The sequence below is a fragment of the Mesorhizobium sp. M8A.F.Ca.ET.021.01.1.1 genome (assembly GCF_003998025.1).
Taxonomy (GTDB): Bacteria; Pseudomonadota; Alphaproteobacteria; order Rhizobiales; family Rhizobiaceae; genus Mesorhizobium.
The window spans coordinates 1-4159 of record NZ_RZSJ01000543.1 but is presented as its reverse complement, the minus strand read 5'-3'; the positions used below and the strand labels follow the sequence as shown (position 1 = coordinate 4159).

Annotated in this window: 5 protein-coding genes; 2 read left to right on the top strand and 3 right to left on the bottom strand. The window is 64.9% G+C overall.

All coding sequences use genetic code 11. The features are described from left to right. Positions 1–98: 98 nt before the first annotated feature. Together EOA36_RS29345 and EOA36_RS29340 are read left to right on the top strand one after the other, a co-directional pair. Positions 99–764 carry an amino acid ABC transporter permease gene (locus EOA36_RS29345; protein WP_127280479.1) on the top strand — a complete coding sequence of 222 codons (666 nt, stop codon included), beginning with the start codon at positions 99–101 and terminating at the stop codon, positions 762–764. Positions 765–767: 3 nt separating this feature from the next. Continuing rightward, positions 768–1460, top strand: a complete 693-nt coding sequence (locus EOA36_RS29340; protein WP_127280478.1) for an amino acid ABC transporter permease — start codon at positions 768–770, stop codon at positions 1458–1460. A 9-nt stretch (positions 1461–1469) separates the two neighbouring features. Here EOA36_RS29340 and EOA36_RS29335 read toward each other — a convergent pair whose 3' ends face one another. The 3 genes from EOA36_RS29335 to EOA36_RS29325 all read right to left on the bottom strand — a co-directional run. Beyond that, positions 1470–2351 (bottom strand): SMP-30/gluconolactonase/LRE family protein, encoded by an 882-nt coding sequence (locus EOA36_RS29335; protein ID WP_127280477.1) that lies wholly within the window; start codon positions 2349–2351, stop codon positions 1470–1472. A 12-nt stretch (positions 2352–2363) separates the two neighbouring features. Then, positions 2364–3326, bottom strand: coding sequence for an ABC transporter permease (locus EOA36_RS29330; RefSeq protein WP_127280476.1), 963 nt, complete (start codon positions 3324–3326; stop codon positions 2364–2366). Beyond that, positions 3323–4159, bottom strand: an 837-nt coding sequence (locus EOA36_RS29325) for an ABC transporter permease (protein WP_145969364.1), incomplete at its 5' end; no start/stop codon positions are given. The genes EOA36_RS29330 and EOA36_RS29325, both read right to left, overlap by 4 nt.

Below are 4159 nucleotides of genomic sequence, written 5' to 3'. Positions count from 1 at the left end.
AGCCACTGCCGGTGCTGCCGGTCTTCTGATCGCGTCATTCCACGGCGGGACCGCGCACGGCAGCAGCCCCGCTTTCTCGACCTCGTGACGGAATGCCCATGCAAACCGCCCTGCAATTCGGCCCGATCCTGGTGCATCTCGACCTGTTGCTGCGCGGCCTGGAGAAGTCCATCCAGCTGGCGGCGCTGTCGATCCTGTTCGGCACCGCCATCGGTGTCCTTGGCGCCGTCGGACGCAGCTTTGGGCCGCGCTTCCTGTCGTGGCCGATCGCTGCCTATGTCGAGATGATCCGCAACACGCCGCTCTTGATCCAGCTTTATTTCGTCTTCTTCTCGCTGCCGCTGTTCGGCTTCAAACTGTCGAGCAACACGGCGGCGGTCGTGGCGCTGTCGATCCATCTCGGCGCCTACGCCACCGAGATCCTGCGCGCCGGAATCGAGGCCATCCCCGAAGGGCAGATCGAAGCGGCCAAGTCGCTCGGCCTCAGCCGCTACCGCATCATCCGCCATGTCGTTCTGGTGCCGGCGGCGCGCGCCGTCTACCCATCGCTGTCGGCGCAGTTCATCCTGCAGATCATGGGCACCTCGATCGTCGGCGCCATCGCCGCGGAAGAACTGACGGCGGTGGCCAACAACCTCGTCATGCAGACCTTCCGCAGCTTCGAGGTCTATATCGTCATCGCCATCATCTATTTCGTGCTGGTGCAGGCGGCCAGCCTGTTCTTTGCCGGCATCGGCAAGCTCATGTTCCGCTGGAAGGTCTAGATCATGAGCCTGCGCGATTTTGGCCCCAACGAACTGATGTTCCTGCTTCTGGCAACGCGTTGGACAATCCTTCTGGCGCTGATCGCCTTTGCCGGCGGCGGCCTGATCGGCCTCGTGGTGGCGGCGATCCGGGTGGCGCCGGCGCGGCCGCTGCGCTGGCTGGCCGCGGGCTACATCCAGTTCTTCATGGGCACGCCGATCCTGATCCAGCTATTCATGGCCTATTACGGTTCTTCGTTCCTTGGCTACCGGCCGGACCCCTGGGTGGCGGCGGCCGTGACCTTCTCGCTCAATGGCGGCGCTTTTTTCGGCGAAATCTTTCGCGGCGCCATCGAGGCAATTCCAAAGGGACAATGGGAGGCGTCAACGGCGCTCGGCTTCCGCTTTGTCAGGACGCTGCGGCTGGTGATCATCCCGCAGGCGGTGCGGCTGATGCTGCCGCCGACCGTCGGCTTCATGGTGCAGATCGTCAAGACGACATCGATCGCCTCGCTGATAGGCCTGACCGAGCTTGCGCGGGCCGCCACGCAGGTCAACACTGTGACCTTCCAGCCGGTGATGGTGTTCGGTACGGTGTCGCTGATCTACTTCGCGCTGTGCTGGCCGCTGTCGCTCTACGCAGGCTACCTCGAGCGTCGTTTCGCTACCGGAATGACTCGCAGGACCGAGACGCCGCTGGTCATGTCGGCAGTCTGAGCGAAGCCGTCAGCCCTTGAACGCCGGCAAGGTCAGGCCCTTGACGCCGACGTCGAGCGCGAACAGACCGCCCGGATTCTTCTGGCGCACGAAATGGCTGGCCGGGCGCTTGAGGACGGCAGAGGTGACGTAGAGGATGTCGAGGTCCTTGCCGCCGAACTCGCAACAGGTCGGCAGGTCGGTCGGCAGAACCACTGTTTCCATCAGCTCGCCATCGGGATCGTAGCGGCAGACCTTGCTGGTCACAGGGATGGTCACCCAGTAGCAGCCCTCGGCATCGACCGTGGCGCCGTCGGCGACGCCGCCTGTTGCCGTCATGTCGATGAAGGTGCGGCGGTTCTCGATGTCGCCGGTGGCGGGGTCGAAATCATAGGCCCAGACCGCGCCCGCATGGCTGTCGGAGAAGTACATGGTCTTCGAGTCCGGGCTCCAGGCCAGCCCGTTCGAGCAGCCGATGCCGTCGATCATCTTGTGCACGGAGAGATCGGCATCGAGCCGGTAGAGCGCGCCGATGAATTCGATCGGCTGTCCCGCCACCTCGAACATCGAGCCCGACCAGAAGCGGCCCTGGCGGTCCGGCTTGCCGTCGTTGAAGCGGGTCTTCGGCATATGTGCTTCCGGATCGACGATCGCCTCGAACTGGCCGGTTGCCGGATCGAAGAAATGAAAGCCATTGGTCATGGTCAGCACCAGGCCGCCCTTCTCGCGCAGGCCAAGGCAGCCGAGATATTCCGGTGTTTCGAAGACCTCGTCCTTGCCGGTCGCGGGGTCGTAGCGATGGATCAGCTTCTTCCAGATGTCGATCCACCAGAGCACGCCGGCCCTGGGGTCCCAGAGCGTGCCTTCACCAAGCTCGGCCCTGGCATCGACGACACAAGTGATCTCGACCATTCTTCCCTCCGTTCAGCCCCTGCGCAGCCTGCCGCCGAGGCCGGCAAAGGCCTCGCTGCCGATCGAGACCGTGAGCAGGATCACCGCGCCATAGACGACAAGCAGGGCGCCGCTCGACAGGTTGAGCGCCGGCAAAAGACCAGTGAGGATGGTCAGCACCATGGCGCCGGCGACGGTGCCGAGATAGTGGCCGCTGCCGCCGAGGATCGAGGCGCCGCCAATCGCCACCGCGGCGATCGAGGTGAACAGATAGGCGTCACCCATGCCGAGATAGGCCTGGCCGGAATAGCCGGTCAAAAGCATGCCGGCGAAGGCGGCGGCAAGGCCCGAAATCACATAGGTCAGGATGGTGGTGCGTGCCGTCGGCACGCCTGAGAATTCGGCCACGGTGGCGCTGGTGCCGAGCGCATAGAGGTGACGGCCGAAGGCTGCCTTGGAGAGCAGCACGGTCGCCACCAGCGTCAGGGCGAGCCAGATCAGCGCGATGACCGGAAAGCCGGCTATACGGCCGACCGACAGGAACTGGATCAGCGCCGGCGCCGAGGGGGTCGGCGAGCCGCCGGTCAGCACCAGGATCAGGCCTTGCAGGATGACGTTGGTGGCCAGCGTCATGATGATCGGCGGTACGCCGAACCGGGCGACGCCGACACCATTGATCAGCCCGATGAAGGCGCCGCCGGCGAGCAGCAGCGGCATCACCCAGACCAGCGGCAGATCCTGCCCGCCGCACAGCAGCGCCATGATGATCGCCGCCGAATTCAGCACCCATGGCACCGAGAGATCGATGCCGCCGCCGATGATGACGAAGGTCTGGCCGAGCGCGACGATGCCGACAAAGGCCGCCAGCACGACGGTGGAGCGCATGTTGGAGACGGAGAGGAAGCCGGGCGAGAACAGCGCCGTGACCAGGAGCAGCACGACCATGCCGGCATAGGCGAGCACAATCAGCCGGTTGCGGGCGAGGAAGGCACTCATTGGACGCGGCCCCTTGCGGTTTTCTCGGCGACGGAACTGGCCAGCACCGAGAGCAGCAGGATGACACCGGACGCGACCGGCTGCCAGTAGCTCGATACATGCAGCACGAAGACGAGGTTGCCGATGAGGGTGAGCACGAAGGCGCCGATCAGCGTGCCGGCTAGATGGCCCCGGCCGCCGAACAGGCTGACGCCGCCAATGACCGCCGCCGCCACCGAAGGGAGGATGTAGTCCTTGCCGATGGTAGGCGAACCGGCACCGGTCTGTGTCACCAGGAACAGCGCCGCGCCCGCCGCGAACAGGCCGGACAGGCCGTAGGTGACGAGATTGACGCGGGTGATGGAGACACCAGACAGGAAGGCCGATTTTTCGTTCGATCCGGTTGCCTGGATCGAAATGCCCACCCGGGTGGCGCGGAACCACCACCAGAACAGCAGCAGGACCAGCAACATCCAGACCGGGCTGGTGAGGCCGAAGAGCTGCGTGGAGGCAAAGCCGACCCACCATGTGGGAATGCTGCCGCCGTCGGTCGGCAGGATGATCATGGCGACACCGTTGAGGATCGACCATGTCGCGAGCGTCACCAGGAAGGGCTGCAGCTTGAGCAGTGAGATCAGCAGGCCGTTGAGCGCGCCGATGACAAAACCGATCGCAAGGATGGCCAACGCCCAGAACCCGGTGGTCGACGGATCATCGGCGAACCGCGTCGCGGCGATCACCGTGCCAAGGCTGATCATGCCGCCTATCGACAGGTCGATGCCGCCGCGCAGCAGCACGATGGTCTGGCCCGTCGCCGCCAGCATCAGCGTCATCGCCGCGGCGGTGTCGAGATT